The organism is Pseudoduganella flava, from assembly GCF_007830495.1.
Taxonomy (GTDB): domain Bacteria; phylum Pseudomonadota; class Gammaproteobacteria; order Burkholderiales; family Burkholderiaceae_D; genus Rugamonas; species Rugamonas flava.
Window position 1 is genome coordinate 195,421 of sequence record NZ_VLKW01000008.1, and the last position, 24,499, is coordinate 219,919.

Below are 24,499 nucleotides of genomic sequence, written 5' to 3' on the forward strand. Positions count from 1 at the left end.
GCGCGCGCGTCGACGGCGACGATCGATCAAGTGCGTGAGCGATCGCGGCAAGGCATACCTTTCGGCTTGCCTTGGCTGTAGCATCAGCCCCGGAGACAACCAACCATGGGGGATCACATGAAGAGCCGGAACAAACGCCGCGACACGATGTTGCTGCTCACCCTGTCCACGTTGCTGCCCCTTGCGGGCGCGCGTGGCGCGGGCGTGGGACCCCTGGAAGCGGGGCGCGCGCCAGCGCTGCTGGACCAGGCCGGCAACCCCGTGTACGCGATCGTCAACAACTATACGAGCTGGCTCAGCAAGGCATCCGACCCCGCCGCGGCGCTGGCGGCCGACCGCGCGAAGGCCGACAACATCATCTCGTGGCAGATGCCGCACGGCGGCTTCTGGAAGGACCCGGCGTGGTATGCGGCACCGTGGGACGGCACGGCCAAGCGCTCCGGCTGGTTCGGCGCCGACGGCGTCGAACTGGGCACGATCGACAACCAGGCGACGGTCACGGAAATCATGTTCCTGGCGGACGTGTACCGCCGTTCCGGCAAGTCGCAGTACCGCAAGAGTGCGCGCAAGGCATTGGACTTCCTGCTGAACATGCAGTACCCATCCGGCGGCTTCCCGCAAGTCCATCCGGCGCGCCCGAACAGCTATTCGAACCACGTGACGTTCAACGACGATGCGATGGTGCGCGTGCTGATGCTGCTCGACCGGGCACAGAAGCGCACGGCGCCCCTGGACGGCAACGTGTTCAGCGACGAGCAACTGGCGCGCCTGGCGCCGGCGCTCGCCAGGGCGGTGGACTTCATCCTGAAAGCCCAGATCGTGCAGGGCGGCGTCCGGACGGTGTGGTGTGCCCAGCACGATCCGGTGACCTATGAGCCGCGCGGCGCCCGCTCTTACGAGCTGCCGTCGAAGAGCGGCGCGGAATCGGCCCGCGTCGTGCAGTTCCTGATGACGCGGCCGCAGACCGCGCAGGTCGAGGCGGCCGCGCGCGCGGCGATCGACTGGTATCGCGATCCGGCCACGCAGATCGCGGACATGATCTACGAGCGGGTCAATTCAAAGGCCACCAACACGTCGCCGTTCGTGCCGAAGGTGGGCGCGCCGCCGCTGTGGTACCGCTTCTATGACCTGGACCAGGACACCGGCTTCTTCAGCGGCCGCCTGCCGACCGACAACCCGCCCGGCACCGGCAAGCAGTACGACATTATGCTGGTGGAACCGGAGCGGCGCTATGGCTACCAGTGGGCGGGCGAGTACGGCAAGCAGTTGCTGGCCTACGCGGGGCAGGTCGGGTACTGACCGCCGCGCCGCGCATCCGAGCGGCCGCGGCCGCGTGATCCGTCAGGCCACGTGGTGCCACGGCTTCAAGCGCGCGCCCGGCCGCAATGGAACTGCTAGCATGGTTTCATCGCTTGCCGACTCCCACGTCAGAACGCCATGCGGCCCACATCCCCGGCGGAAGTACTGAGTTCCCTTCACTCGCTGCATGAAAACCTGCCGGCGGGTATCGTCGTGCACGCCGCCGACGGCCGCATCGTCTACGCCAACCGGCTGGCCCAGGAACTGCTGCGCCGTACCGAAGCCCAGTTGCTGGGGCTGGGCACGCAGCCGGACGAGTGGCGCTTCGTGCGCGCGGACGGCACGCCGATGAGCGCGGAGGAGTTTCCCGCCAAGGTCGTGCTGGCGACGGGGCGCAAACTGTCAGGTCTCGTGGCCGGCGTCGTCGGCCCTGACGCGACCAGCTGGCTGCTCTGCAACGCCTATCCGGAATACGACGAGGCGGGGCGGGTGCGGCAAGTGGTCGTCTGCTTCACCGATTGCACGGACCTCAAGAATACCGAGCGGCTGCAGGCGAAGTCGGAAGAGCGCCTGCGCCTCGTGCTGAAAGGCTCCACCGATGCGCCGTGGGACTGGGACCTGGTGACGGGGGCAGTGTACTACTCCGAGCGGTGGTGGAACATGCTGGGCTACCCCAGCGGCGAAGGGCTGGACGACTCGGGCGCCTGGCGCCGCATGCTGCATCCGGACGACGACGGGATGATCGCCGACTACCTTGCCGAACTGCTGCCCAGCACGCGCGAAGGCTACAGCCTGGAGTTCCGGCTGCGGCACCGCGACGGGCATTACGTGCCGGTGCTCTCGCGCGGTTACGTGCTGCGCGATGCGTCCGGCAAGGCACTGCGGATCTCCGGCGTGAACACCGATCTGACGGAGCGCAAGCGCACCGAACGGCGGATCTACGAACTGGCTTACTTCGACCACCTGACCGGGTTGCCGAACCGCCGCTTCCTGATCGAGGAACTGGACCACGTGCTGGCGCGCGCTCGCCGTTCCGGGCACTATGGCGCGCTGCTGTACCTGGACCTGGACAACTTCAAGCTGCTCAACGACACGATGGGGCACGACCTGGGCGACATGCTGCTGCGCCAGACGGCCCAGCGGCTGCGCTGCACGGTGCGCCACAGCGACCAGCTGGCGCGGCTGGGCGGCGACGAATTCGTCGTCGTGCTGGAAGACCTGGCGCCGATGCAGCGCGACGCGGCGGCGGAAGCGGGCCGGGTCGTCGCGAAGATCCTCGCGGCGGTCGGGCAGCCCTGCCAGCTTGGCGCGCTGCTGTTCAAGACGACGCCCAGCATCGGCATCGCGCTGTTCCACGGCGACGGCATCAGCATCGAAACGCTGCTCAAGCAAGCCGACCTGGCGATGTACCGTGCCAAGGCGGACGGGCGCAATGTCGCGCGCTTCTTCGACCCCGGCATGCAGGATGCGGCGGACCGCCGCGCCGCGTTCGAGGCGGCGATGCGCAACGGCCTGTCGCTGGGCCAGTTCCGCCTGTTCTGCCAGCCGCAGTTCGACGGCGCGGGCAGGGCGGTCGGGGCGGAAGTGCTGGTGCGCTGGCAGCGCGGCGAGCATGACCTGATCGGCCCCGACCAGTTCATCGGTTTCGCCGAAGAGTCGGGCCTGATCCTGCAGCTGGGCGAGCACGTGCTGAAGGAAAGCTGCCGCGCGCTGGCGCGCTGGCATCTCGATCCGCAGCTGGGGCGGCTGAAGCTGGCCGTCAACGTCAGCGTGCACCAGATGCGCGACCCCGGCTTTCCCGCATCGGTGGCGAACATCCTGGACGGCACGGGTGCGCCGCCGGAACGGCTGTACCTGGAACTGACCGAAAGCGTGTTTGCCGAAGACATGCACGAGATCACCCAGCGCATGCACGAACTGCGTTCGCACGGCATCTGCTTTTCGCTGGACGATTTCGGCACCGGCTATTCGTCGCTGGCGTACCTGAAGCGCTTCCCGCTGTCGGCGCTGAAGATCGACCGCTCGTTCGTGCGCGACCTCGGCGTCGATCCCGGCTCGGCGTCGATCGTCGAGGCGATCATCGCGCTGGCGCGCAACTTCAAGCTCGAGATCGTCGCCGAGGGTGTCGAGTACGAGGCCCAGCGCGACTTCCTTGTCGACGGCGGCTGCTCGTCGATGCAGGGCTACCTGCTGGGCCGGCCGATGCCGATCGACGAGTTCGAACATGCCTACGGCGCGGCGGGCATCGGCCATGCGTGAGCCGTGGCGAGGGGAATGTCAGATGCGCCCCTCGGCCACCAGCGCGCGGGTCCGCTGCAACGTCGACAGCAGCGCGCCGCGGTAGCCCTTGTCGCCATCCATCCACGCCTGTTCCTCGCGTTCTTCCGGCCCGCCCGGCGCCTTGCCGCGCAAGCCCAGGTAGCAGTAGAAGCGCAGCTGCAGCGCGCCCGCGTCATCCTCGAACAGCTCGTTGATGATCGCGCCTTCGCGCGGGCCGCCGGCCTGGAAGAACGTCACCTTGTGTTCCGGCTCGAAGGCGATCAGCTCGCGCACGTCGTTGCCGCCAATGGTGGCTTCGCGCACGATGTGCGTCGCGCTGTCGAAGGTGACGTCGCAGCGCGTGCACAGCCCCGGCGGCAGGAACAGGCGCGCGTCGCGGGCCTTCAGTACCAGCCCGGCCCATGCCTGGGCGCGGGTCAGCGGCGTCACCCCTGGCGGGTTGACGGGAACGGTGGCGGTCGAATAGATCATGATGTGCTCCTTGTCTTGTTTGGGTGAGGGTCAGGCTCGCGCGATGGCGGCGGCGAAGTCGCGATACGAGCGCAGCGGACGGCCCAGCAGGGCGGTCAGGCGCTCGACGTCGCCGGCATCCGGGACCATGCCGTCCGTGTGGAAGCGCTCGGCCATCAGGCGCATGTCGTAGGCCATCCAGGCCGGCATCGCATAACGAAGGTTCTGCTCGAACGCGGCGGTGTCGCCGCCCACGTACGCGACGGGGCGCCCCAGCACGTCGGACCAGATCGCCGCGACCTTGGTGCCGGTCAGCGTGTCCGGCCCCACCACGTTGATGCGCTCGATCGGCAGCGCGGTGGGCGAAGCGTCGCGGCGCAGCAGTTCCAGTGCGGCGACTTCGCCGATATCGGCCGCGTCCACCATCGCCAGGCCCAACGGGCCGACCGGCATCGGGTACACGCCTGCTTCGAGCACCGCGGCGCGGATCTGCACGTCGTTGCCGATGAAGTAGGCGGGCCGCAGGATCGTCGCCGAAAAGCCCATTTGCTCGAGCATCCGTTCGACACCGAGCTTGCCGGCGAAGTGGGGCACGTTGACGTAGCGGTCCGCATTCATCACCGACAGGTAGACGACGTGCTTGATGCCCGCTTCCTTCGCCAGGTTCAAGGTGACGAGGGCCTGCGTGAATTCGTCCGGCACGACGGCGTTCAGCAGGAACAGCGACGACACGCCCGACAGTGCGGCGCGCAGCGCATCCGGATCCAGCAGGTCGCCCTGCACGACGGCCACACCGGCAGGGAAGTCGGCCTTGGCGGGATCGCGCACCAGGGCACGCACATTGGCGCCGCGCTGGGCGAGTTGCTGGACGACGTGGCGGCCGATGGTGCCGGTGGCACCGGTAACGAGGATGGTCATGATGTATCCTTTTAAGTGAGTGTTGTGTCGGTTGACGCTTCACATCGTAGGAGTTTCATCTCTGGACCGATAGCCTGTATAGTTGGACATCCTGTCTCACTGGTGGAACACATGGACTTGCTCGCCCTTGCCGATTTCAATCTCGTCGCCCGCCACGGCGGCTTTGGCCGTGCCGCCCGCGCGACCGGCCGCCCGAAGGCGACGTTGTCGCGCCGCGTGGCGGAACTGGAGGCCGACCTGGGCCTGCGCCTGCTCGAGCGGGGCGCGCGCGTGCTGAAGCTGACGCAGGAGGGGCGTGCGCTGCACGAGCGCACGGCCGCCTTGCTGACGGAAATCGACGAGACGGCGGCCGCGCTCGCGTCCGGCGGCGAGCGCCCGCGCGGCACCCTGCGCATCAGCGCGCCGCTGCTGTTCGCGCAGACGGCGATGGGTAAGCTGGCCGCCGGCTTCGCGCTGCGGTACCCGGAGGTGCGGCTCGACGTGACGGCGGAAGACCGCCCGGTCGACATGGTCGAAGAGGGCTACGACCTCGTCATCCGCGTCAACCCCGACCCGGACGAAAGCCTGGTGGGACGGGTGTTCCTGCGCGACCGGCTCGTCGTCGTGGCCAGTCCGTCCTTCCAGCGGCCGGCGGCGGATGGCGTGGTGCCGGCTGTGGTGCGGGGCACGGCCGCGCGGCGCGCCGAGTGGGACGTGCTGGGGCGGGACGGCAACGGCCGGATCGCGGTCGACCCCGTCCTCGCGCTGTCCTCGCTCGTGATGGTGCGCGACGCGGTGCGGATGGGCGTGGGCGTCGCGCGGCTGCCCGTGTCGCTGGTCGGCCGCGACCTGGCGGAAGGCACGCTGGTGGCGTGGGGCGATGCCGGCGGGCCGCCGATCGAGCTGTGGGCGCTGTATCCGTCGCGCCGGTTGCTGAGCGCCCGGGTGTCGGCGTTCCTCGCCTATCTGAAGGAAGCGTTTCCGCGCGGTGAGCCGGAAGAACTGGGCGCGATGCTTGGATAACGTAAAGTGTGTATGTAAACTACATCGGTAAAGCTGAATTCGTTTGACAGCCTCGCTGGGATATCCAAGAATCTGTTTACCGCAGATACAAGATCGCCCCAGGCGACTACATGCGGTCTGTAGTCAAACTACTTGCATCGTGCACCGCGCATCATGCATCGATAGACTATCCTTGGAGGAGTACATGAAGAAACAAACGATGGCCGCCATGCTGGCGGCAGGCATCCTGTCGGCCTTTGCAAACGCCTACGCGGCCACACCTGCCCAGCAGGCCGGCGGCAGCAAGGCGATCCTGCTGCAGGGCTTCCACTGGAATTCGTCCAGCTACACCCGCCCGGACTGGTACAACACGATGCTAGACCGTGCCGACGACCTGGCCGCGCTGGGCATCACGCACGTGTGGTTCCCGCCCGCTTCCGACTCGGCGGCGAAGGAAGGCTACCTGCCGCGCCAGCTCAATTCGCTGACGTCCGCCTACGGCAGCCAGGCGGAACTCACAAGCGTCGTCAGCGCGTTCCGTAGCCGCGGCATCCAGTCGATCGCCGACATCGTCGTCAACCATCGGGTCGGCACCACCAGCTGGGCCGATTTCACGAACCCCACGTGGAGCACCGCAGCCGTCGTCAGCGGCGACGAGTGCAATTGCGGGCAGGGCGCCGGCGACACGGGCGACGGTTTCAGTGCCGGGCGCGACCTCGATCACACCAATACGGGCGAAGTCCAGAACGGCATCGTCAACTGGCTGACCGGCACGATCAAGCCGGCCGGCTTCACGGGCCTGCGCTTCGACTACGTGAAGGGCTTTTCCCCCGCGTACGCGGGCAAGTATGCGAACGCATTCGCGCCGGACTTCTGCGTGGGCGAACTGTGGGGCGACTTCAATCCGAACGACATGAACGCGCACCGCCAGGCGATCATGAACTGGATCGACGGCACCGGCGCTTCGTGCGGCGCGTTCGACTTCACGACGAAGGCGATCCTGAACGACGCGCTCGCGAACGGCAACTACTGGCGCCTGAAGGACAGCGCCGGCAAGCCGCAGGGCGCGCTCGGCTGGTGGCCGGCGATGTCGGTGACGTTCGTCGACAACCACGACACGGGCCCGTCGGAGAGCTGCGGCACGGGCCAAAACCATTGGCCTGTGCCGTGCGGCAGCGTGATGGAAGGCTATGCGTACATCCTGTCGCACCCGGGCATCCCCACCGTGTACTACCCGCACGTGTACGACTGGAACCTGCGCACGCCGATCGCCGCATTGATCAGCGCCCGCAAGGCGGCCGGCGTGCATTCGACGTCCGCCGTGGCGATCCAGCAGGCGACCCAGGGCCTGTACGCGGCGATCATCACGGGGTCGGCGCGGCAGCTGGCGATGAAGATCGGGCCGAACAGCTGGAGCCCGGGCAGCGGCTGGGTGTTGCAGACGTCGGGCAATAACTATGCGGTGTGGATGAAATAGGCTAACGCAGGGGCCGGCGCCGTACGTGGGGGAGCGCACAACGGGCCAAACTGTGGCAGCATGATCGCCACGACCCTGGAGATGCCCATGAGCCGGATCACCCACACCGTCGGCCCCCGCACCTACGCCTTTGCCAGCCTGCGCGAGCTGCTGGCGAAGGCGACGCCCGCGCGCTCCGGCGACCATCTGGCCGGCGTCGCGGCGGGCAGCGCCGAGGAGCGGGTGGCGGCGCAGATGGCGCTGGCCGAACTGCCGCTGACGGCCTTCCTCAGCGAAGCTGTGGTGCCATATGAAACGGACGAGGTGACCCGCCTGATCGTCGACGGCCACGACAACGTGGCGTTCGCGCCGGTGCGCCATCTGACGGTGGGCGACTTCCGCAACTGGCTGCTGGGCGACGCCGCCGGCACGGCCGCGCTGACGGCGGTGGCGCCCGGCATCACGCCGGAGATGGCGGCCGCCGTATCGAAGATCATGCGCATCCAGGACCTGGTGCTGGTCGCCCGCAAGTGCCGCCCGGTGACGCGCTTTCGCAATACGATCGGGCTGCCCGGCACGCTGTCCACTCGCCTGCAGCCGAACCATCCGACGGACGACCCGCTCGGCATCGCCGCCAGCATCTTCGACGGCCTGCTGTACGGCAGCGGCGATGCCGTCATCGGCATCAATCCCGCTACCGACAACGTCCCGCAGGTGATCCGCCTGATCGGCATGCTGGACGAGATCATCGCCCGCTACGCGATTCCCACGCAGTCGTGCGTGCTGACTCACGTGACGAGCACCATCGCCGCGATCGAGCAGGGCGCCCCGGTGGACCTGGTGTTCCAGTCGATCGCCGGCACCGAGGCGGCCAACGCCAGCTTCGGCATCGACCTGCGATTGCTGCACGAAGCGCAGGCGGCCGCGCTGTCGCTGGGCCGCGGCACGGTGGGCGACAACGTGATGTATTTCGAGACGGGGCAGGGCAGCGCGCTGTCGGCGCGTGCCCACCATGGCCTCGACCAGCAGACGTGCGAGGCGCGCGCGTATGCGGTGGCGCGCAGGTTCCGCCCGCTGCTGGTCAACACGGTGGTCGGCTTCATCGGGCCGGAGTACCTGTACGACGGCAAGCAGATCATCCGCGCCGGCCTGGAAGACCATTTCTGCGGCAAGCTGCTTGGGTTGCCGATGGGTTGCGACGTGTGCTACACCAACCACGCCGAGGCGGACCAGGACGACATGGACGTGCTGCTGACGATGCTCGGCACGGCCGGCTGCACCTATGTGATGGGCATTCCCGGCGCGGACGACATCATGCTGAACTACCAGACCACGTCGTTCCACGATGCGCTGTATGCGCGCCGCGTGCTGGGGCTGCGGCCGGCGCCGGAGTTCGATGCGTGGCTGCGCAATATGGGCATCTTCACGGGCGACGGCGATGTGCGCCTGGGCAGTACGCTGCCGGCGCCGTTTGCGCAGGCGCTGGCGCGGCTGGCATGAAGGGGGGTACATGAGCGATCCGATCGACACGCCCGATCCCTGGCAGGCGTTGCGCCGGTTCACGGCGGCGCGCATCGCACTGGGCCGCGCGGGCATCAGCCAGCGGACTGCTGCGCAGCTCGACTTCCAGCTGGCCCATGCCCGCGCCCGCGATGCGGTGCACACGCCGCTCGATGCCGCGGCATTGCAGGACGCGATCGAAGCCGCATGGCCCAAGGCTGGCCCGTGCTTCACCTTGCACAGCATGGCCGCAGACCGGACCACCTATCTGCAGCGGCCGGACCTGGGCCGCCGCCTCGCCGCGCCGTCGCGCGCCGCACTGGCCGCGCACCAGGGGCGGGACTACGACCTGGCGCTCGTGATCGCGGACGGCCTGTCGTCCTGCGCCGTCGCCCGGCATGCCGCCCCGCTGCTGGCCGCGTTGCGGGCACGCCTGGCGGCGGATTCATGGTCGGTGGCGCCGCCGGCCATCGTGCTGCAGGGCCGCGTGGCGATCGGCGACGAGGTCTGCGAGCTGCTGGGCGCACGGCTCGTCGTCGTGCTGATCGGCGAACGGCCGGGCCTCAGCGCGCCGGACAGCATGGGCCTGTACATCACGTGGGCGCCCCGCGTGGGCCTGACCGACGAGCGCCGCAACTGCATCTCGAACGTGCGCCCCGCCGGCCTGCGCTACGACGATGCCGCGGCCCGGCTGCACTACCTGCTGACGGAGGCGCGCCGGCGCCGGTTGACGGGCGTGGCGCTGAAGGACGAAACGCAGGCCACGCCCGCGCTGGCCGCCGACGCCGGCCGCAACTTCCTGCTGTGAAGCCGGCATCTCCCATCCGGCGGGGATGAGACCACGCCACCACGCCGAGCGCGTGCTCCCGTACGCTGCGATAATGCTGGCGTTGCCATGACATTCGGGGAGACACATGTCCGCATTACCCGCGACGGTGGAGCAGGGAATCGAGGTGGCCGGCGTCGGCAAGTTCCAGTACCGGCTGTTCGTGATCTTCGGCCTCGTGTGGATGGCCGATGCGATGCAGGTGCTGTCGATCGGCTTTTCCGCGCCGTCCATCGCGGCCACGTTCGGCATCGCGCTGCCGCAGGCGCTGCAGACCGGCACCGCATTCTTCATCGGCATGCTGCTGGGCGCCTTCATCATGGGCAGGCTGGCGGATCGCATCGGGCGGCGCCGCGTGCTGCTCACCGCCGTCGTCATCGATGCGTGCTGCGGCGTCGCCTCGGCCTTCGCGCCGGAGTTCGCGTGGCTGCTGGCGCTGCGCCTGCTGACGGGCTTCGGCGTCGGCGGCACGCTGCCCGTCGACTACACGATGATGGCGGAATTTCTGCCCAGCGACCGGCGCGGCCGCTGGCTCGTGATGCTCGAATCGTTCTGGGCCGTCGGCACGATCGTCCTCGCGGTGCTGGCGTTGCTGGCGGCGCGTTGGGGCGACGATGCATGGCGCGTGATCTTCCTCGTCACGGGGCTGCCGGCGCTGGTCGGCGTCGCGCTGCGCCTGTACGTGCCGGAGTCGCCGATGTACCTGAACCGCAGCGGTCAGCCCCAGCAGGCCCGCGCGGTCCTTGAAAGAGTCGCGCGCACCAATGGCCGCACCGTGCGGATCCCGCCGTTGCGGGAAGACCCGGCCACGCGCCGCTCGCTGGCCGCGCTGTTTTCCAGCCGGTTGCGGCGCCGCAGCGTGGCACTGTGCATCGCATGGGGACTCGTGTCGATCGCCTATTACGGCGTGTTCGTCTACCTGCCTGTGAAGCTGGCGGCCGAAGGATTCGCCTTCATGCGCGGCCAGGTGTTCCTGATCGTGCTGGCGCTGGTGCAGTTGCCGGGCTTCGCGCTGGCGGCATACGGCGTGGAGCGCTGGGGACGCAAGCCCACGCTGGTCGGCTTTCTCGTGCTGAGCGCGGCGGGCTGCCTGTGCTACAGCCTGGGCAGCGCGCCGGCCGTCGTCGTCGGCTCGACGCTGTTGATGAGCTTTGCGCTGCTGGGCACGTGGGCCGGCCTGTACGCGTTCACGCCCGAGGTGTATCCGACGGACCTGCGCGCCAGCGGCATGGGCACGGCCGGCGCGGTGGCGCGCTTCGGCGGCCTGTTCGCGCCGGCGCTGGTGGCGCCGGTGATCGCCGCGCATTTCACGCTGGCCCTCGTGATGCTGGCCGGCTTCCTGCTGGCCGCCGCGCTCGCGGTGCTGTGCGTGGACGTCGAGTCGCGCCACCGCGCGCTGGAGTGAGCCCGTAGCGCGCCCGCGGTGTGCCCGGTCAGTCGCGCCGGCTCAGGCGCACCGCACCGGAGTTCAGCGCCACCGGCGCGGCGCCGCGCGGCGCCGTGAGCCGGGCGATCATCGCGCGGATGGCCTTCATCTGCGGGGCGCCCTTGAACGCATAGCCGGGGCCCGTGTAGCCGATCCAGTCCCAGCAGCCGTTCTGGTTCCACGGCTGCGAATCGTTCACCTGCGGGTACAGCACGATGATGTCGTTCGTATCGGCCCAGTCGTTGTAGCTGGTCCGATTGTAGAAGTCGTCCTGCACGAATTTCTGCGACTGCAGGCAGCCGTGGAAAGCCACGTGGACGCGGCACGCCGCGCCATCCGTGCAGCGCTGCGGCACGTAGGCATAGGCCTCGTCGGCCATGCTGGTCGACTCCGCGGCGAATTCGCGCTGGTCGAACGCCAGCAGGCGCCCGGTGCGCCGGCTGGTCGGCGGGTTCAGGGGGCCGTAGATGTGGGCCAGGATCGCGCCCGGCTGGTCGTATGCCACGTCGTCCTGCTGGCACTGGCTGATGTACGGCGTCTCGTTGACTTCGCAGCTGTTGCCGAAGCCCGGCGTCAGCAGCGCGTGGCCGGCCGGCGTCGTGTTCACGTAGCGCAGGTTCTCGCTCTTCACGCCCAGTTCCTCGAACAGCGTCACTGCCGCATCCACGGCGGGCTGGTAGACCACCGTGTCGTTGGTGCCGCTGAAAATGTACACGCGCGCCTTCTTCAGGTTGTCCAGCGAATCGATGACGCCGATCGTGGCGAAATTGCGCGCCGCCATCGCCATCGGGCTGGTGACGAGCATCGTCATCGGCACGCCCATGCAGTTGGCCACGTACGTGAACAGCATGCCCGCGGCGCAGTAGTACGGCCCGCCGGCCACGATGCCCGCGCCCGTGACGGACGACGAATACGCCACCTGGTATTGCACGGCCATGAACGCGCCGGACGACAGGCCGGAGACCGACGTGGCGTCGGGCCTGGCAGCCAGCGCCGGCAGTGGGTCGCGGGGCGCCGCGGGGCAGGCGGCGGGCAGTGCGAGGGCAAGCGCCAGAGCGCGCGCGAGCGTACAGGTCGACAGTTTCATGCATACCTCTCGTGGGAGTTTTGGGGGCGACAAAGTCCCGGAATACTCCCACCATCGGTCATCAAAAACTGTCTCTAAATTGTGTGTTTTTCCTAGCTCGACAGGCATCCAGGGGCAAGGGGGGCGCTTGCAATCCCGTAGTTGTTGCGGCGCGCCCACGGCCCCCGCCGCGCCGCGCGTCAGATCCGCTCGAGCGCCAGCGCGATGCCTTGCCCGCCGCCGATGCACAGCGTGACGACACCGCGCCGTGCCTGGCCGCGGCGCATCGCGTGCAGCAGCCGCACCGCAAGGATCGCGCCCGTGGCGCCGATCGGATGGCCGTGGGCGACGGCGCCACCTTCCACGTTGATCACGTCTTCCGGCAGCGACAGGTGGCGGGCGACGGCCAGCGGCACGACGGCGAACGCTTCATTGATCTCGTAGCGGTCCACGTCCGCCAGCGTCCAGCCGGCGCGGTCCAGCGCCTTGCGCACGGCGGGTACGGGCCCCAGCCCGAACAGCCCCGGCTCGACGCCCGCAACGCCGGACGCCACGAGCCGCGCCACCGGCGCAAGGCCCAGCCGCTCGGCCGCGCCGCGCTCGGCCACGATCAGCGCGGCCGCGCCGCTGTTCAGGCCCGGCGAGTTCCCCGCCGTGATCGTGCCGTCCGGCCGGAACGCGGGTCGCAGCCGGGCAAGCGTTTCTTCCGTCGTGTCGGGCCGGTTCGCCTCGTCCGTATCGAACGTGCGCACGCCGCGCTTGTCGGGGATGTCGACGCCGACGATCTCGTCGCGGAACAGGCCCGCCGCCTGCGCGGCGGCGAAGCGCTGTTGCGAGCGTGCGGCCCAGCGGTCCTGGGCCTGCCGGCTGATGTCGGCCTCCTGCGCCAGGTCTTCCGTATGCCAGCCCGAATGCTCGGACGAGAACGCATCGGCGAGGCCGTCGCGCAACAGGCTGTCGAGCAGTTGGGCATCGCCCATGCGCGCGCCCCAGCGGGCCTGCGGCATCAGGTACGGCGCCTGGTCCATGTTTTCCATGCCGCCGGCCAGCACGACTTGCGATTCGCCGGCCAGGATCTCGCCGGCGGCCGACGCGATGGCTTGCGCGCCGGAGCCGCACACGCGGTTCAAGGTCATCGCCGGCACTTCAACGGGAATGCCGCCGTGTACCGCCGCCTGCCGCGCGGGATTCATCCGGTTGCCGGCCTGGACGACGTTCCCCATCAGGACGGCGTCGATCCGTTCCGGGGCGATGCCGGCGCAGGCGATGGCGGCGCGGATCGCCGTGGCGCCCAGGTCGACCGCCGTGACGTTCTTCAGCGACCCGTTGAATGTACCGATCGCGGTGCGCACGGGCGCGCACAGGACTATTTCGCTTTTCGACATGGTGAGGCTCCTTCGATGGATGGTTGGGGCAATACGGTGCGGTCGCCGCGCCGGCGTGCTTCGTGTTGTTTGTATTATGATCGTAATTCAAAGCGGCGTGCAACGCCAGCGCGAACGAAGCACGGCGGCCGGGCCGTATAATGCGCGCTTCGACAGCGGAGCAAGCATGGATCGGTTGACAGGCATCGCCGTCTTTGTCGCGGCAGTGGAAGAGGGCAGCCTTGCCGGCGCGGCGCGGCGCTTCGGGCTGTCGCCGGCGATGGCCGGCAAGTATGTCGGCGCCGTCGAGGCGGAGGTGAATGCCCGGCTGCTCCAGCGCACCACGCGGCGCCTCAGCCTGACGGACATCGGGCAGGTGTACTACGAGCGCTGCAAGCGCATCCTGGAAGCGTGGGACGAGGCGCAGCGCGAAGCGGCCGATGCGCAGGGGACGGCGCGCGGCGTGCTGCGGATCGCCGCCCCCGTGACGTTCGGCGCGCTGCATCTCGGCGGCGTGCTGGCCGGCTACCTGGACGCGCATCCGCACGTGCGCGCCGAGGTGACGCTGTCGGACCGCTATGTCGACCTGCTCGAGACGGGTGTCGACGTGGCGCTGCGCATCGGCCGGCTGCCCGATTCGGGCTTGATCGCGCGCCGCCTGGCACCGTGCCGGATGGTGCTGTGCGCGGCACCCGCTTATGTGGCGCGCCACGGCATGCCGCGCCGGCCGGAGGACTTGCGCGACGCGCCCCGGCTTGCGTTCAGCGAAGCCGTGTCGCCCGGCGACTGGACGCTATGCGATGCGCAGGGCGCCACGCACGTGATCGCGGGGCCAAGCCGGCTCACCGCCAACAACACACAGCTGTTGCTGGCGGCGGCGCTGGCCGGCGCCGGCATCGCTTACGGCCCCACCTTCGTGTTCGGCGAGTCCATCGCGCGCGGCAGCCTCGTGGCGCTGCTGCCGGAGTACCGCGCGCCCGACCTTGCCATCCAGGCCGTGTTCCCCAGCGCGCGGCATCTGCCGCTCAAGCTGCGGCACCTGCTCGGCCACCTGGCCGCGCAATGGGGCGACATGCCGTCATGGGACCGCCAGCTGGGCGACAAAGCGCCCGATCGCGTCCGCCACGGCGGCGGGGGCTTCGAGCGGGGACAGGTGGCCGACGCCGGGCAGCACTTCCAGGCGGGCCCCGGCGATCCGGGGTAGCAGTTCCTGTTGCAGCGTTTCCACACGGTCGACCTGGTCGCGCTCCCCGGCGACGACCAGCACCGGCACGTCGATGGCCCCGACATCCGCCGTGATGTCTTCCAGCATGCCCCCGTTGGGCCATGCCGCCTTGGCCTGCGGTGCGCCGCGCAGGCTGTCGGCGATGACCTGGGCGCGCAGCGCCGGCAGCAGTGGGGTCGCCGTCAGCACGTTGTCGAGCACCCATTCGACGGCGGCGGGGCTGTCGTACGCGGTGGCCATCGCCGCGCGCTGCGCGGGCGGCAACGTCATCGGCAACGGTGGCGATGGCGCGACCAGCACCAGGCCGGCCAGCCCGGCCGGGCGGCGCGCCGCCAGCAACTGGGCCGTCTTGCCGCCCATCGAGTGGCCCACCAGGACGTAGCGCCGCGGCGCGAGCGCGGCGATCACTGCTTGCGCGTCGTCCGCCAGGTCGGCGATGGCATAGCCTTGTGCCGGTGCGCCGGATTCGCCCCAGCCGCGATGGTCGATGGCGACGGTGCGGTAGCGTTGCGCCAGCGCGCCGGCCACGCCGTCCCAGGTGCGCGACGAGCCGCCCCAGTAGTGCAGGAACACGAGCGCCGGCTCTGCCGTGCCTTGTAGCGTGACGTGGATGCGGGTGCCGCGGGTTTCGATGAACATGATGATGCTCCAGTCGTTGACGATGGCGGCATCATAGGGAGGGGCGGTGCGGATGAGAATCCGCTGTGTGCGATCGACTGCCGATCGCGGGGCGATCGAATCGGCTGCGCTGGGAGCAACCAGCGCAAAACGGGCACCGGTTCGCGGTGCCCGTTGCGGGTGTCACGGCGCGGCCAGGGGCCGCGCCGCGGTGCGCCGGATCAGCCCTTGCGCTGGCGGCGGCGCGCCAGGAAGCCGAGGATGCCCAGGCCGCCCAGCATCATGCCGTACGTCTCAGGTTCCGGCACGGCTGCCACCGACAGGTGCAGGTCGTTCACCGTGGGCCACACGCCCGGCTGGTCGCCCACGTTGAAGGACAGTGAAGTGAGGTTCGCGCTCGACACGAAGCCGACAAACGAGCTCAGGCCCGGATTGGAGATCGTGTAGGTCAATGAGGCGCCGGTGCTGTCCGTTGCCGTGATGGTGATCGAATCGGCCGGCGTCGAGAAGCCGAACAGGTCGGAGCCGAAGAAGAAGCCGCCGGCGCCGGCGATGTTCCTGCTGAACTGGTCGAATGTGATCGTGTCGCGGCGATTGTTCGTCGTGAACCAGAAATCGACTTCGTCGTCGGACGCGCCATAGGCCAGCGTGGACTCCGGCCCGGCGCTCGCGGTGTAGCTGATCGCGCCGGCGGAACGGACGATCGGGGTCTCGAACGAATCGACGATCAGGTCGTCGTAATCGTCGACCCCGGTCGTGCCGACGGCGGCCAGGTAGGCGGCCTGGCTCGTATAGGTGGTGAGTTCAGCGTGGGCCGCGGAGGCGGCGAGCAGCAGGACGGCAGAGGCGATTGCGGACTTCACTGAGAGAGGCATCATACGCACGATAAGGCTCCTGTAGCGGTGGTTAAGGAAGACTTCTTGTGGAGGTTTGTTTCAGCGCTGAAGCCCTTTCAATGTACCCCCTGTTGAGTGTCGCTTGCAATAATTATATTAACCATATTTTAATTTTTTGTTGGTAATCGTGCACGCCTTCCTGTAAGGTTACTATCGGGTCTCTGCATGCAAGCGCCTCGTCTTGCATGTGGCAAGTCACGCCGCCCCGGCGCGCGTGTGCGACCGGAGCCGGCGCTCCTGCAGCATCCCCCACGCGGCCGGCAGCACGAACAGCGACAGCAGCGGCGCCGTCACCATGCCGCCCACCATCGGCGCGGCGATCCGGGCGATCGCCTCGCTGCCCGCACCCGTCCCGAACAGCATCGGCAGCAGCCCGGCCAGGATCACGGCCACCGTCATCGCCTTCGGCCGCACGCGCAGCACGGCGCCTTCGCGGATTGCCGCGGCGATCAGGGCGGGCGACGGCGCCCCGCCCGCCGCCAGCCGGGCATCCAGCGCGTTGCGCAGATACACCATCATCACGACGCCGAATTCCGCCGCTACCCCGGCCAGCGCGATGAACCCGACGGCGGTGGCCACCGACACGGCGTGGCCCAGCAGCCACACGAACCAGAAGCCGCCCACCAGCGCGAACGGCACCGTCAGCATCAGCAGCGCCGCCTCGGCGGCCGAGCGGAACGCCAGGTACAGCAGCAGGAAGATCACCAGCAACGTCAGCGGCACCACGGTGCGCAGCTTGGCGCTGGCGCGCTCCAGGTATTCGAACTGCCCGGACCACGCGATCGCGTAGCCGGCGGGCGGCCGCACCTGTTCGGCCACCTTGCGCTGCATCGCCCGCACGGCGGTGGCAAGGTCGACGCCGCGCACGTCCACGTACACCCAGCCGGACAGCCTGGCGTTCTCGCTGCGGATCATCGGCGGGCCGTCGGCCACCGTCACGCGCGCCACGTCGGCTAGCCGGATCTGCGCGCCGCGCGGCGTGACCACCGGCAGCTCGCGCAGCCCCTGCACCGAATCGCGGAAGTCGCGCGGATAGCGCACGCTGATCGGGAAACGCTGGCGGCCGTCGATCACTTCGCCCACGTTGTCGCCGCCGATCGCCGCCGCCACGACCGATTGCACGTCGGCGATCGCCAGGCCGTAGCGGGCGGCGGCGACGCGGTCGATGTCGATGTCGAGGTAGCGGCCGCCCTGCAGCCGCTCGGCCAGCGCGGACGTCACGCCCGGCACCGTCTTCACGGCCGCCTCGACCTGCGCGGCGATGCGGTCGATCTCGTCCAGCCGCGGGCCGGCGATCTTGATGCCGACGGGCGTCTTGATCCCGGTGGACAGCATGTCGATGCGGTTGCGGATCGGCGGCACCCACACGTTCGACAGGCCCGGCACCTTGACGACGCGGTCCAGCTCCTCGACCAGCCTGGCCGGCGTCATGCCGGCGCGCCACTGGTCGCGCGGCTTGAACCGGATCGTCGTTTCGAACATCTCGAGCGGCGCGGGATCGGTGGCCGATTCGGCGCGGCCCGCCTTGCCGAACACCTGCGCCACTTCCGGCACCGTCTTGATCAGGCGGTCGGTCTGCTGCAGCAGCTCGGCCGCCTTCGCCGCGGACAAGCCGGGCAGCGCGGACGGCATGTACAGCAAGTCGCCTTCGTCCAGCGGCGGCAGGAACTCGCCGCCCAGCCGGGAGATCGGAATCGCCGTCAGCGCCAGTGTCGCGCCGGCGATCGCCAGCGTCGTGCGCGGATGGCGCAGCGTCGCTTCCAGCAGCGGGCGGTAGCCGCGCACCAGCAGGCGGTTGATCGGGTTGGCGTCCTCGCCGGGAATGCGGCCGCGGATCAGGTAGCCCATCAGCACGGGCACCAGGGTGACGGCCAGCGCGGCGGCGGCGGCCAGCGTGTATGTCTTCGTGTACGCCAGCGGGGCGAACAGCTTGCCTTCCTGCGCTTCGAGACCGAACACGGGAATGAACGACAGCGTGACGATCAGCAGCGAGAAGAACAGCGCCGGGCCCACCTCGGCCGCCGACGTGGCGATGATCTCCCACCGTTCGGCGGCGGAAGGCGGCGCGCCGTCGTGGGTGTGCGCATGCGCCTCCAGGTGCTTGTGGGCGTTCTCGATCAGCACCAGCGCCGCATCGGTGGCGGCGCCGACGGCGATCGCGATGCCGCCCAGCGACATGATGTTCGCGTTGACGCCTTGCCAGCGCATCACGACGAACGCCGCCAGCACGGCGAGCGGCAGCGACACGATCGCCACCAGCGCGCTGCGCACGTGGAACAGGAACACGGCGCAGACGATCGCGACGACGACGAATTCCTCGACCAGCTTGTTGCGCAGGTTGGCCACCGAGGCCTCGATCAACGTCGAGCGGTCGTACGTGGTGACGACCTGCACACCCTCGGGCAGCGCGGCCTCCAGCGCGGCCAGTTTCTCCTTGACGGCGCGGATCGTCGCCAGCGCGTTCTTCCCCGAGCGCATGACGACGATGCCGCCGGCCACTTCGCCTTCGCCATTCAGTTCCGCGATCCCGCGCCGCATCTCCGGGCCGATGCGCACCGTGGCCACGTCGCGCAGCAGCACCGGCGTGCCCGTGCTTGATGCGGACAGCACGACGTTGCGGAAGTCCTCCAGCGTACGCAGGTAGCCGTGCGAGCGCACCATGAATTCCGTCTCCGCCATCTCGACCACGCCGCCGCCCGATTCCTGGTTGGCCTTCGCGAGCGCGTCCAGCACGGCCGCATGCGACATGCCGAATGCGCGCAGCCGCGCCGGGTCGAGCACCACCTGGTACTGGCGCACCATGCCGCCGACGCTGGCCACTTCCGCCACGTCCTGCACCGTCTTCAGCTCGAAGCGCAGGAACCAGTCGTTCAGCGCGCGCAGCTGGCCCAGGTCGTGCCGGCCCGTGCGGTCGACCAGCGCGTATTCGTAGATCCAGCCGACGCCGGTGCCGTCCGGCCCCAGCTCGGCGCGCACGCCGGCCGGCAGCCGCGCCTGCACCTGGCCCAGCGCTTCCAGCACGCGCGAGCGGGCCCAGTACAGGTCCGTCGCATCGTCGAACAGCACGTAGACGAAGGAGTCGCCGAAGAACGAATAGCCGCGCACCGTCTTCGCGCCCGGCACGGCGAGCAGGGCGCTGGTGAGCGGATACGTCACCTGGTCCTCCACCAGCTGCGGCGCCTTGCCCGGGTACTGGGCGCGGATGATCACCTGCGTGTCGGACAGGTCGGGCAGCGCGTCCAGCGGCGTGTCGCGCAACGACAGCGCACCCCAGCCGGCCAGCACGAGCGCCCCGACCAGTACCCACACGCGGTGCGCGATCGCCGCCCGGATCAGACGCGCGATCATTTGGCAGCTCCCGCGACCGGCGTCACGCTGTCGAGCACGTAACCGCTCTTCTCCTGGTGGAACGTGAACGTCACGCGCTGGCCGGGTTTCACATCGGCGAACGCGCCCGGTGCCGGCTTGGCGAATTCCATCGTCATCGCCGGCCATTGCAATGCGGCGATCGGCCCGTGCGACAGCATCAGCGCCTCCGCGCTCACGTCCTCGACGACGCCGGTGCCCTCGAGCGCCGGTGGCGCCGTGGGGCCGAGGCGGTTCAGCGCCGACTTCAGGTTCGCCTCCGAATCGATCAGGAACTGGCCGGAAGCGACCACCTTCTGGCCTTCGGACAGGCCGGCGACGATCTCGATGTCGTCGCCGAACTGGCGGCCCGTCGTGACGGCTACCGGCGAAATCCGGTCGCCGTCCCCGACAACCAGCACGACGGAGCGCTTGCCGCTGTCGATCACCGCTTCGGCCGGCACGACAAGCCGCGCGGCCGGTGCCGCGGCGCCGACCTGCACGCGCATCAGCTGGCCCGGTACCAGTGTGCCATCGGCGTTGTCCAGCTCCAGGCGCGCCTGCGCCGTGCGCGTCGCCGTGCTGACGCCGGGCAGGATCTCGGCGACCTTGCCGGTGTAGCGGCGTGCCGGGTCGCCCGCGGTGGCAGTCCCGGCCGTGGCCGTCACCGCCATGCCGGGCCGCACGGTGCCGAGCAGCGCTTCCGGCACTTCCGCCAGCAGCCACAGCTTGCCGGTGCCGGCGATCTTCGCCAGCGTCATCCCCGGCGCCACCTGCGCACCGGCGCGTACCGCCAGTTCGGTAACGACACCGGATGCCGGTGCCGTCAGCACGAGGCGGCTCTGCGGCTTGCCCGTGCGGACAGCCTGTTCCACGAGCGCATCGGGTATCGACAGCGCGCGCATCCGCTCGCGTGCCGCAGCGGCCAGCGCGTCGTCGCCGGCGCGGCGCAGCGCCAGGTATTCCTCCTGCGGTGCCAGCCAGTCCGGCACGAACAGCGTGGCGACGGGCGCGCCGCGGCGCACGCGCTGCAGCGGCGCATCCGCTTCCAGGCGCTCGACATAACCGGTGACGCGGCTTTGCACGACGGCGGCGAGGCGTTCGTCGAACTGCGTCGTGCCGACCAGTTTCAGCGCATCGGCCACCGCCGCGCGGCGCACGGTGGCGTAGCGGATGCCCAGGTTCTGGCGCTGGCGCGGGTCGATCGCCACGCCGGCGGCTTGCGCCTCGTCGGCATACACGGGCACCAGCTGCATGTCCATGAACGGGCTCTTGCCCGGCTTGTCGAAGCGGGTGCCGGGCACCATCGGGTCGTGCCAGTACAGCACCTTGCGTTCCGTCTTCGATACCGGCGCGGTGGCCGGTTGCGCAGTGTGCCGGGTGCCGGCCCAATAGCCGCCGGTGGCCAGCGCGGCCCCGGCGGCGAGCGCCGCGGCGATCCACATGATCCGGTTCATTGCGCGTCTCCTTCATCGTTTGCCGGCAGCACCAGGGCCGCCCACGTGGCACCGGCCTGGCGTGCCAGCATGTTGATCTGCAGGCGCTTTTCCAGCAGCGCGCGGCGGGCCTGGAACACGGCGGACAGGCTGCCGGCACCGCTGCGATATGCTGCGACGGCCAGCTCCACCTGTTCGGCGGCGGCGGGCAGCAGCCCGGCCTCCAGCCGGGCGATGCGCGTGTTCAGGCTGTCCAGTTCCTCGCTCAATTGGCGCACCTGCGCTTCTTGCGCCTGCAGCGTGTCGTCGTACAGCAGGCGGGCGCGCGTGCCGAGCGCCGATTTCTCGGCCACGTCGCGGTCCTGGCGCTGGGCGCGATCGACCGTCAGCGGCACGCTGATGCCGAAGGAAACCATATTGCCGTAGCGGCTGGAACGCTGGCCGAAGCCCGCTTCGAAGGTCCAGTCGGGGTGGCGTTCGCGGGTGGCGACGGCGGTGTCGGCATCGGCCAGGTCGATCGCACGGCGGGCGGCCAGCACGGCCGGGCGTTGCAGTGCCGTGCCGGCAGCGGCCGGCGCGGCGGTGTAGGCGGGCGGCGCGCCGTCGACCGTATCGACAGGTTCTTGCAGCCAGCGCGCCAGCCGCACGGCGGCGGTGCGGCGTTCCTGCTCGGCGCCGGCCGCATCGTCCTCGGCCTGCGCCAGCGCCATGCGCGCCTGCAGCACGTCGGCGGCGCCGGCTTTCGCGCCGCGGTGCGCGGCCTGCACGCCGGCCAGGTCGCGCCGCATCTCGTCGGCCAGCTGGCTGGCCAGTTCGGCCGCGCGCTGCGCATGGAACAGGTCCAGCCAGGCCTTGCCGGCTTCCTCGCGCACCTGCGCTGCCGTTTGCCGCGTCGCGGCCTGCTCGGCCGCCACCGCGCGGGTGGCGCGCGTGGCGCGGGCCTGGCGCTTGTCGGCCGAGACCCACTGCTGTTCGATGCCGATGCGGCGCATCGTCATCGGTTCGCCGCTCGTCGTGAAACGGTCCGGGCCCGAGACGGGCAGGTTGTCGATGCCGATCTTCAGCATCGGATCGGGCAGCTGGCCGGCGCGGGCGGCGGTTTGCGCGGCCGCGTCCTCGGCGGCCTGCGCGGCCTGGGTGGCTGCCGAGACGTGGGCGGCGCGCCGCAGCGCCTGGGCAAACGTTGGCCCGGGCTGGGTATGCGCCGGCCACGGCGCAACAATGAGCAGCGCGAGCGCGGTCAAGCGCAGGCGCGGTGTAACGATGGTGAACATACTTCCCCCAAAAGAATGGACGAGCACCGGCACAGGCGCGATGCCTGCCGGCGAAACGGGAAGGGAAGTGTCAGATCCTGAGCCGGAGGGTGCGCAGGTAAGGGGGATCGGTGCCGGCATCGAGCGGCGTTGCCGCATGGGCGATGACGTCGGTACCTGCCACGCGCGGGCGCGGCAGCGGGATCGCGAACGCGAGGGCCGCCGGTACCAGCACGGGTGCGCCGCCCTGTTCGGGCGCGGCCTTCGTGCCGGCCTTGTGCTCGGCGCAGTGCACGGGCTTTTCCATATCCATGCCGGCGCACGGCATGTCCGCCATCATCCGCGCGCCCACCGTCTGCTCGGGGCATACATAGGCGGCCATCGCCAGCGCGGCGTTCGTGAACGTCACGAGCAGCACGATGGCGAGCCAGCGGAACAGGGATGGAAAGGTGCGGCGCATGGCGCTAGTGTAGTGAAAGTCCGGCCGGACCGATAGTAGTTCATAAGGCGTAGCACGCATTTGCAGGCACCTCTTGACCTTCCTCCCGTGGGAAGGTGTAACGTGGGCGCCATCCATCAACTACGTCAGAGGAACCCATGAGCAAGACCCACCACTACCTCGCCGCCGCGCTGATCGGCTTGTCCGCGACCGTGCAGGGCCCGGCCGCGCACGCGCAGCAGGCTGCATCGGCACCGGCCGCCGACACCGCGCTGACCGGTGGCGAAATCAAGAAGGTCGACAAGGAGGCGGGCAAGGTCACGATCCAGCACGGCGAGCTCCGGAACCTGGGCATGCCGGCGATGACGATGGTGTTCCGCGTGCGCGACCGCGCCATGCTCGACAAGGTGCGGCAAGGCGATAAGGTGCGCTTCCGCGCCGAGCGCGTCGATGGCGCGCTGGCCGTGACGGCGATCGAGAAGGCAGAGTGAGGAGCGCCACGATGCGCCCATTCCGGATCGCCATCGCCGCCGTTGCGCTGCTGGCCAGTTCCGCTGCCGGTGCCCATGCGGTGCTGAAGAGCTCCGACCCGGCGGCAGGTGCCACGCTGGCGGCACCGCCCGCGCAGGTCGCGCTGACGTTCAACGAAGCGCTCGAGCCGGCGTTTTCGTCCGTGACGGTGCTGGATGCCGCCGGCAAGAGCGCCGTGGCGGGCAAGGCCCGGGTGGACGCCGCGCAACCGGCCATCGTGCGGCTCGAAACGCCCGCGCTGCGCAGCGGTGCCTACACGGTCAAGTGGGCGGTCGCCGGCCGCGACGGCCACCGCCGCACCGGCTCGTTCACGTTCACGGTGCAGTGAGTTGGATGACGCCGCATTGCTGCAGGCGGGGGCCGCCGCGCTGCTGACGTTGGCGTTCAGCTGGCTGGCGGGATCGTGGTGCGCGCGCCGCTGGCTGGCGGCCGGCGCGGTACCGGCCGGCCTGCGCCACGCCGACATGGCGGCCGCCGTGCTGGCGCTCGCCGCCACGCTGGCGGCAATGTGGACGGCCACGGCGATGATGGGCGGCCTGCCGCTGGCCGAGGCGGGCAGCATGTTGTGGACGATGCTGACGTCGACGGCGCACGGCCACGCCGGCTGCGTGCTGCTGCTTTTGCTGTTGCTGCTGCTGGCGGTGCGGTGGACCGGCCGCGGCGACGCGGTCGTCCTCGCGTTGCTGCTTGCCTTTGCCGCCGTGCGCGCCTCGATGGGCCATGCCGGCGAAGGGGGCTACGGGACGGTGCCGCACGTGGCGGAAACGGTCCACCTGCTGGCGATCGCCGTCTGGACGGGCGTCGTGCTCGTCTCCGGCTGGCACGTGCTGGCTCCCGGCATGGTGCCGCAAGCGGCGCAGGGCTACCTGGAACGCATGTCGCTGGGTGCCACCCTGGCGGTCGTGGCGCTGGGCGCGACAGGCGTCTACAGCGCCTGGCAGCGGCTCGGCGGCGCGGCCCCGCTGGTACACACGGCGTATGGCTGGACCTTGCTGGCAAAGGTCGCGCTGGTGGCCGTGGCGCTGGCGCTCGGTGCGTGGAACAAGTACTTCGGCCTGCCGGCGGCAAGCCCGACGGCCGCGGGCATCGGCACCGTACGCCGCGTGCTGCGCATCGAATCCGTCTTGCTGCTGGGCGCAGTGGCCGCGGCGGCGCTGCTGACCGTGCAGCAGCCGCCGGCAGCCATGTGA

20 protein-coding genes and 1 pseudogene are annotated in these 24,499 nt (G+C 69.7%); 11 read left to right on the top strand and 10 right to left on the bottom strand.

The window, feature by feature from the left end; translation table 11 throughout:
- Window positions 1–117 precede the first annotated feature (117 nt).
- Both pelA and IP92_RS20400 read left to right on the top strand, forming a co-directional pair.
- A complete protein-coding gene (pelA, locus tag IP92_RS20395; protein WP_145878475.1) occupies window positions 118–1,299 on the top strand; it encodes a pectate lyase in 1,182 nt (393 codons plus the stop codon).
- 138 nt (window positions 1,300–1,437) lie between these two features.
- Window positions 1,438–3,558: a putative bifunctional diguanylate cyclase/phosphodiesterase gene (locus IP92_RS20400; RefSeq protein ID WP_145878477.1), complete on the top strand. Its 2,121-nt coding sequence runs from the start codon at window positions 1,438–1,440 to the stop codon at window positions 3,556–3,558.
- 18 nt (window positions 3,559–3,576) lie between these two features.
- Here the strand turns inward: IP92_RS20400 and IP92_RS20405 are convergent, their stop codons facing one another.
- Window positions 3,577–4,050, bottom strand: a complete 474-nt coding sequence (locus tag IP92_RS20405) for an AtaL-like protein (protein WP_145878479.1) — start codon at window positions 4,048–4,050, stop codon at window positions 3,577–3,579.
- A 30-nt stretch (window positions 4,051–4,080) separates the two neighbouring features.
- The gene (locus tag IP92_RS20410) at window positions 4,081–4,947 is read right to left on the bottom strand and encodes an SDR family oxidoreductase (RefSeq protein ID WP_145878481.1); all 867 of its coding nucleotides are present in this window, start codon (window positions 4,945–4,947) and stop codon (window positions 4,081–4,083) included.
- Between the two features lie 111 nt (window positions 4,948–5,058).
- Here IP92_RS20410 and IP92_RS20415 point away from each other — a divergent pair, with 111 nt between their 5' ends.
- The 5 genes from IP92_RS20415 to IP92_RS20435 all read left to right on the top strand — a co-directional run bounded on the left by IP92_RS20415 (window position 5,059) and on the right by IP92_RS20435 (window position 11,115).
- Window positions 5,059–5,949, top strand: coding sequence for a LysR family transcriptional regulator (locus IP92_RS20415; protein ID WP_145878483.1), 891 nt, complete (start codon window positions 5,059–5,061; stop codon window positions 5,947–5,949).
- Window positions 5,950–6,133: 184 nt separating this feature from the next.
- Window positions 6,134–7,405 (top strand): glucan 1,4-alpha-maltotetraohydrolase domain-containing protein, encoded by a 1,272-nt coding sequence (locus IP92_RS20420; RefSeq protein WP_145878485.1) that lies wholly within the window; start codon window positions 6,134–6,136, stop codon window positions 7,403–7,405.
- Between the two features lie 87 nt (window positions 7,406–7,492).
- Window positions 7,493–8,884, top strand: coding sequence for an ethanolamine ammonia-lyase subunit EutB (locus IP92_RS20425; protein WP_145878486.1), 1,392 nt, complete (start codon window positions 7,493–7,495; stop codon window positions 8,882–8,884).
- A gap of 10 nt (window positions 8,885–8,894) precedes the next feature.
- Window positions 8,895–9,692, top strand: coding sequence for an ethanolamine ammonia-lyase subunit EutC (eutC, locus tag IP92_RS20430; protein ID WP_145878488.1), 798 nt, complete (start codon window positions 8,895–8,897; stop codon window positions 9,690–9,692).
- 106 nt (window positions 9,693–9,798) lie between these two features.
- Window positions 9,799–11,115, top strand: a complete 1,317-nt coding sequence (locus IP92_RS20435) for an MFS transporter (RefSeq protein WP_145878490.1) — start codon at window positions 9,799–9,801, stop codon at window positions 11,113–11,115.
- Window positions 11,116–11,143: 28 nt separating this feature from the next.
- Here IP92_RS20435 and IP92_RS20440 read toward each other — a convergent pair whose 3' ends face one another.
- Entirely contained in the window at window positions 11,144–12,223 is a 1,080-nt protein-coding gene (locus IP92_RS20440) for an extracellular catalytic domain type 2 short-chain-length polyhydroxyalkanoate depolymerase (RefSeq protein WP_145878491.1), read from the bottom strand.
- Window positions 12,224–12,402: 179 nt separating this feature from the next.
- A complete protein-coding gene (locus IP92_RS20445; RefSeq protein WP_145878495.1) occupies window positions 12,403–13,587 on the bottom strand; it encodes a thiolase family protein in 1,185 nt (394 codons plus the stop codon).
- A 166-nt stretch (window positions 13,588–13,753) separates the two neighbouring features.
- Between IP92_RS20445 and IP92_RS20450 the strand changes: the two genes are divergently transcribed.
- Entirely contained in the window at window positions 13,754–14,770 is a 1,017-nt protein-coding gene (locus IP92_RS20450; protein ID WP_229418881.1) for a LysR family transcriptional regulator, read from the top strand.
- On the opposite strand, the pseudogene IP92_RS20455 reads toward IP92_RS20450, so the two are convergent.
- From IP92_RS20455 to IP92_RS20480, 6 genes and pseudogenes are all read right to left on the bottom strand, one after another.
- Window positions 14,657–15,430, bottom strand: a pseudogene (locus IP92_RS20455) (alpha/beta fold hydrolase); the annotation flags it as partial. The gene IP92_RS20450 and the pseudogene IP92_RS20455 overlap by 114 nt on opposite strands.
- 200 nt (window positions 15,431–15,630) lie before the next feature.
- Window positions 15,631–16,287: an FxDxF family PEP-CTERM protein gene (locus IP92_RS20460; protein ID WP_229418882.1), complete on the bottom strand. Its 657-nt coding sequence runs from the start codon at window positions 16,285–16,287 to the stop codon at window positions 15,631–15,633.
- 213 nt (window positions 16,288–16,500) lie between these two features.
- The gene (locus IP92_RS20465; protein WP_145878499.1) at window positions 16,501–19,653 is read right to left on the bottom strand and encodes an efflux RND transporter permease subunit; all 3,153 of its coding nucleotides are present in this window, start codon (window positions 19,651–19,653) and stop codon (window positions 16,501–16,503) included.
- Complete coding sequence (locus tag IP92_RS20470; protein ID WP_145878501.1) at window positions 19,650–21,107, bottom strand: efflux RND transporter periplasmic adaptor subunit; 1,458 nt, start codon at window positions 21,105–21,107, stop codon at window positions 19,650–19,652. Before IP92_RS20470 ends, IP92_RS20465 begins: the two co-directional genes overlap by 4 nt.
- Window positions 21,104–22,360, bottom strand: coding sequence for a TolC family protein (locus IP92_RS20475; RefSeq protein ID WP_158206848.1), 1,257 nt, complete (start codon window positions 22,358–22,360; stop codon window positions 21,104–21,106). Before IP92_RS20475 ends, IP92_RS20470 begins: the two co-directional genes overlap by 4 nt.
- Before the next feature lie 70 nt (window positions 22,361–22,430).
- Window positions 22,431–22,799: a hypothetical protein gene (locus tag IP92_RS20480; RefSeq protein WP_145878506.1), complete on the bottom strand. Its 369-nt coding sequence runs from the start codon at window positions 22,797–22,799 to the stop codon at window positions 22,431–22,433.
- A gap of 137 nt (window positions 22,800–22,936) precedes the next feature.
- On the opposite strand from IP92_RS20480, the gene IP92_RS20485 reads away from it, so the two are divergent.
- Genes IP92_RS20485 through IP92_RS20495 form a run of 3 tightly spaced genes read left to right on the top strand, consistent with a single transcriptional unit; the run spans window position 22,937 to window position 24,499 of the window.
- Window positions 22,937–23,269, top strand: coding sequence for a copper-binding protein (locus tag IP92_RS20485; RefSeq protein ID WP_145878508.1), 333 nt, complete (start codon window positions 22,937–22,939; stop codon window positions 23,267–23,269).
- An 11-nt stretch (window positions 23,270–23,280) separates the two neighbouring features.
- Complete coding sequence (locus IP92_RS20490) at window positions 23,281–23,637, top strand: copper resistance CopC family protein (protein ID WP_145878511.1); 357 nt, start codon at window positions 23,281–23,283, stop codon at window positions 23,635–23,637.
- 1 nt (window position 23,638) lies between these two features.
- On the top strand, window positions 23,639–24,499 hold the full coding sequence (locus IP92_RS20495; protein ID WP_145878513.1) for a CopD family protein: 861 nt from the start codon (window positions 23,639–23,641) through the stop codon (window positions 24,497–24,499).